Consider the following 5,140-nt stretch of genomic DNA (forward strand, 5'->3'; position numbering starts at 1 on the left):
GCTCAACGCCCTGCTCGACGACGCCTCCCGCTGAACCCCTCCCCCCGTCCCACTGCTCCCTTCCACCATGACCCGTCCCACCCTGCGTTTCCGGCCCCTGCGGCCGGCGGTGGCCTCCGATCGCCCCCCGATCCTGGATCTGCTGCTCACGATCCCCCCCCCACCGCCTCCCGCCGCAGCCCCCCGGCGCCACCGGCCCCCCCGCGCCCCCGAGTCCCGCCGCAGACCCCCAGGACTGGAGTGCCGAACTCACCCATCTGGATCTGCAACTGCGCCGCCTGGGCTGGGACCGGGAGCGGGAGGCCGCCTATCTGCAGCGCTGCTTCGGTCACCCCAGCCGCGATCGCATCACCGCCTACGCCGATCTGATGGCCTATCTGCAGGCGATCGAGACCCTCGAGCCTGGTTGTGATCCCGCCACGGCCATGGTGCCGCTGCGACGCGCGGACCTGCTCGAGCAGTGCAACCTGCTGCTGCAGCAGCTGGGCTGGGACGGGAGCATGGGCCGGAGCTTCCTCGAGAAGCATCTGGGCGTGAGCAGCCGCCAGCAGCTGAAGGACGCCGACCTGCTGCGCTTCAACATGCTGCTGGAGGAGGAGACCCTGGGGGCCGGCGGCGGAGGGGCTGGGGCCCCGGGCCTGGAGGACTGATCCGGGTCAGGGGAGCGGGTCGCTGCCCTGGGTCGGCCTCGCCACACTCAGGGCGTGGAAGTAGGCCATGTCGGCGGGGAGCACCCGCGGGTCGGGGGTCCGGGCCTCCAGGCGCCGCCGCAGGCCCCGGGCCCGCAGGCCATCCCAGTGGGCCAGGAATTCGCGGAGCAGGGACTCTTCCTGGCCCCGCCGCTGGCTGCCGGCCGCAAAGGCCAGGGCGTACATGAGCGCCAGGAGCAGCACCCGGAGCGTCCGCTGGACGATCGCCCAGAGCTCCGGCCTCCATGGGGAATGGATGACGGTCCTGGAGCTTCTGAGCGATTCCTGCAACCGGTCGTTCAGGGTCCGCTTCAGGGCAGGCAGGGACTGGGGGCCCTCGCTCAGACGCAGCCCGGGGCCCTGCAGGCTGGCGATCCTCCGCTGCAGATCCTCCACGGAGGTGGCGGCTTCGATGGCGTGCTGAAACTCCTCGGCGCGTTCGGTGGGCACCGCCATGGCGCTGCTCTGGCTGAGGGCCACCAGGCGGTAGCCCTGGATGGCCGAGATGGCCTGAAGGGGAACCAGCAGCAGGAAGCCGAGCACCGCGCCCGTCGCCCAGCGGGCCACCGCCCGGCGACGGGCCTGCAGACGGAGACGCTCGGGTTCGAGGCAGGCGAGCAGATGGACCAGCCCCAGTCCCACCAGGGCCAGGGGGGCGCCATCCAGCAGGACGCTGATCAGGCTCGTCAGCCAGGCCGGTTCCCCGACCGCCAGGGGCAGAATCGCATTCAGCAGCGTCACCCCGTAGGTGACGAACAGGGCCAGAGCGATCAGGGCCAGAGCGATCAGGGCCAGGACGTCACTCAGGGTCTGGCGGGGCAGGTGCTGATCCGGATCGTTCCGTGTCATCGGCAAGGACAGGATCCCGTGCAGTCCAATGCCCGACATTGTTGCCATGGATGAGGCCATTGTGGTGAAATCCGGGTGTGGATCTCCGGGAAGTCTCTGGCGACTGGATACGCGGACCTCGGACGATGCCGCAGAGCGAGTGCCCGCATCTGCTGGAGTCAAGTGTTAGGCTCCCGGAGCAAATTCTTGATCTTGATGTCTGCCTTGATGTCTGCAGAGTACAGCCTGAAAAATAAAGAAGCATGCCTTCTTATCGCCTGAATGACTCCCGCGCGCATGCACTCAGCAGATCCAACTCAGCCAGCACCATGAAGACGGTGCGTCACCCAACCTCTGGCGCCAGCGTGCAGGCTTCGCGGCCGCTCGCGGCGATGGCCGGCCGTCACCCCCTGGTATGGGGCCTCGGCATCGGCCTGTCCCTGGCCCTCAGCCACGACCGGCCGGCCCTTGCCAACGGCGTGTAGGCCGACGGCTTCAACCTGGGGTGTGCCGCCGGCTTCGGCCTGGTGAACATCACCAACAGAAGCGTCTCCTCCAGCCTCGGCACCAGCACCGGTTCGCCCAACCAGCTCAACGGCGGCTCCACCGTTTCGGTGCCGGCGAGCTGCCGTGTCGCCCCGCCCGCCCCTGCCCAGCCCGGCAACGGCCATGCGCTGGTGGGTGGCCAAGCCCGGCTCAATGCCGGATCCATCGATGCCACCCGGATCTTCCGATCCCAGTCCGCCACCGTCACCAATGGCCCGGGCACCACGGTGGTCAGCAATACCTGGACCGTCCAGGCGGAGGCGGATGCCCTGGCCGTGGCCAGCTACATCGGCGGCATCAACGCCTCCAACTGCACCGTGGCGCTGAGCTCCTGCCGTTACAAGGATGCGGTCAACCTGTCCGGCAGCCTCACCCTCACCGGATCGCTGCCGGACAGCGGCGGGATCAACTACTACAACGTCCAGACCGTCGGCAGAAACGTCGATCTGAACTTTGTCGGTTCGGGCCGGGAGTACTTCGTCTTCAACATGCCCACCGGCCTCACCACCAACCAGGACTGGACGCTGCAGGGGAATGTGGATCCCTCCAGGATCATCTTCAGCTTCGCCCGCCCCGGCTCCAACCTCAGCCTGAGAGGATCCGATGTCTTCGGCACCTTCCTGCTCACCGGCGGCGGCACGGCAACGCTGAATCGCTCCGGCAATGGCAATCCCTCCAGCATCACCGGCTCCCTGATCGTCATCAACAACCGGTCCGCCCTCAGGTTCGGATCCTCGACCGGCTCGAATCGTGTCAATGCCGTGATCAACGGCCGGCCCTTCAACCCCACCGCGCTGCGCAGCGTTCCGGTGCCGGGCCCCCTGCCCGTGCTCGGGGGTGCCGTGGCGTTCGGCTGGAGCCGCCGGCTGCGGCGCCGGTTGCGGCAGGCGAGCCCGTTTCATCTGGCGACAATGGCCCCGACGGCCCCGCCGCCGGCCGCAGGCTGCATGCGACGCTGAATCCCCTGTAGCGCCTTGGGAGATCCACGGGTGACCATCAGGATCGGCATCAACGGGTTCGGACGCATCGGCCGCCTCGTCTTCCGCATCGCCTGCGGCCGCGATGACATCGAGGTGGTGGGCATCAACGACCTGATCGATGTCGATTACATCGCTTACATGCTCCGCTACGACTCCACCCATGGCCGCTTCGTCGGTGAGGTGGCCGTCGACGATGGCGCCCTGGTGGTGAACGGCCGCCGCATCCGGATCAGTTCGGAGCGTGATCCCGCCGCCCTGCGCTGGGGCGATGTCGGCGCCGACGTGGTGCTGGAGTCCACCGGCCTGTTCCTCACCGACGAGCGGGCCCGGGCCCACATCACGGCGGGGGCCTCCAAGGTGGTGATGTCGGCCCCCTCCAAGGACGACACGCCGATGTTCGTGATGGGGGTGAACCACCCCACCTATGCGGGCCAGGACATCGTCTCCAACGCCTCCTGCACCACCAACTGCCTGGCGCCGATGGCCAAGGTGCTGCACGACAGCTTCGGCATCCGCGATGGCCTGATGACCACCGTCCACGCCACCACGGCCACCCAGAAGACGGTCGACGGGCCGTCGGTCAAGGACTGGCGCGGCGGCCGTGGTGCCGGCCAGAACATCATCCCGTCCTCCACCGGCGCGGCCAAGGCGGTGGGCAAGGTCATCCCGGCCCTGAGCGGCAAGCTCACCGGCATGGCCTTCCGGGTGCCCACCCCCAACGTCTCGGTGGTGGATCTGACGGTGAACCTCGAACGGGGCGCCAGCTACGACGCCATCAAGGCCGCCATGCGGGCCGCCTCGGAAGGTCCGATGGCCGGGATCCTGGGCTACACGGAGGACGCCGTGGTCTCGACCGATTTCCTCGGCGAAACCTGCACCTCGATCTTCGATGCTTCCGCCGGCATCGCCCTCACCGACACCTTCGTGAAGGTGGTGGCCTGGTACGACAACGAGTGGGGCTACTCCAGCAAGTGCCTCGACCTGATCGCCCACATCTCCGGCTGATCAGCCCGTGGCGCGGATGCGGCAATGGCTGCGGACCAGGGTGGTGCCCAGCTCCAGCTGTCGCTGGTTGGCGTAGGCCTCGCGCTCCAGGGCCTTCTCCCAGTCGGAGACCCCGGCGTAGAGGGGATCGTCGAGGTGGGTCTTCAGCTCCGGTGGCACCTCCTGGCTCAGCCCCAGGGTTCGGGGGACCGAACGCAGGCCTCCCGCCGCACAGCTCTGGGCCACGTGGATCGCCTCGTGGTTCAGCACCTGGGCGAAGTCCACGGTGCCCTTGTCCACCACGGCGGGCTTGATGCGCAGGGTGCGGGCGGCGTGGTCCCATTCTCCGGCCGCCCCCGTCTTTCTCGGCTCCGCCAGCTGCACCTGCACACCGGCCTCCTCGAGCACGCCCAGCAGTTCGGCGATGGCGCGGCGCTTCTCGCCGTGGTCTGGCGGGGAATCGATCAGGTCCTGCAGCTCATCCACCGAGAGTTCGGGTTCACCGGCCCGGCGGCGGTAGAGGAAGCGGATCCCACCGCCGGCCAGGGGCTCGGCGGTGGGAATCCATTGGCGGTCGGCCTCCTTGAGGTTCTCCAGCAGGCCCCCCTCGATCAGCGCCATGGGGCGCAGGCGCGGATCGGGGGCTGGATCGAAGCGCTCCAGGAGCCGGGTGGTGACCTCGGGGGCCTGCTGGGGCAGGCTGGCGAGCTGCTCCTGCAGGCCGGAGACGGTGGCTCCCCCCAGGACGAGGACGGCCACACCGCCGGCCAGGCCCCAGGCACGGCCATGGCGGGGCTTCGGCTCCAGCAGGTCCCCGCAGCGCCCGCAGCGGGGGAGGCCCGTGAAGGGTTGCTGCAACCGCAGGGGACGACCGCGGCAGGTGGGACAACGGAAGCGGGCCATCGCTGGGCAGACCGGACTCCAGCATGACGGCAAAAGGGCCAGAGGTGTCGCGGCCGTGTGCGGTGGTTGCGAGGATCGCCAGCGGTTCCATCCCCCCCGTTGCGATGCCCCTTCACGCCCTCGTGCGCCAGCTGCAGGCCGCGCCGCTCACCGCCGAGGTGAGGGCCCGCTGCGGGCGGACCGAGCGCCTGCGGCTGAGCGGGGCAGGCC

At 69.2% G+C, this 5,140-nt stretch carries 5 protein-coding genes; 3 read left to right on the forward strand and 2 right to left on the reverse strand.

The features are described from left to right. The first annotated feature begins 368 nt into the window (after nt 1-368). On the forward strand, nt 369-650 hold the full coding sequence (locus VB737_RS14775) for a hypothetical protein (protein ID WP_500314076.1): 282 nt from the start codon (nt 369-371) through the stop codon (nt 648-650). Nucleotides 651-656: 6 nt separating this feature from the next. Here VB737_RS14775 and VB737_RS14780 read toward each other — a convergent pair whose 3' ends face one another. Further along, complete coding sequence (locus VB737_RS14780) at nt 657-1,538, reverse strand: hypothetical protein (RefSeq protein WP_500314078.1); 882 nt, start codon at nt 1,536-1,538, stop codon at nt 657-659. A 506-nt stretch (nt 1,539-2,044) separates the two neighbouring features. Between VB737_RS14780 and VB737_RS14785 the strand changes: the two genes are divergently transcribed. Both VB737_RS14785 and gap read left to right on the forward strand, forming a co-directional pair. Continuing rightward, a complete protein-coding gene (locus VB737_RS14785; protein WP_500314079.1) occupies nt 2,045-3,022 on the forward strand; it encodes a hypothetical protein in 978 nt (325 codons plus the stop codon). 30 nt (nt 3,023-3,052) lie between these two features. Next, the gene (gene gap / locus VB737_RS14790) at nt 3,053-4,048 is read left to right on the forward strand and encodes a type I glyceraldehyde-3-phosphate dehydrogenase (protein WP_500314080.1); all 996 of its coding nucleotides are present in this window, start codon (nt 3,053-3,055) and stop codon (nt 4,046-4,048) included. On the opposite strand, the gene VB737_RS14795 is transcribed toward gap, so the two are convergent. Then, nucleotides 4,049-4,930: a hypothetical protein gene (locus VB737_RS14795; protein WP_500314082.1), complete on the reverse strand. Its 882-nt coding sequence runs from the start codon at nt 4,928-4,930 to the stop codon at nt 4,049-4,051. Nucleotides 4,931-5,140: the final 210 nt, after the last annotated feature.

The sequence above is a fragment of the Synechococcus sp. BA-120 BA3 genome (assembly GCF_034931285.1).
GTDB lineage: Bacteria > Cyanobacteriota > Cyanobacteriia > PCC-6307 > Cyanobiaceae > Cyanobium.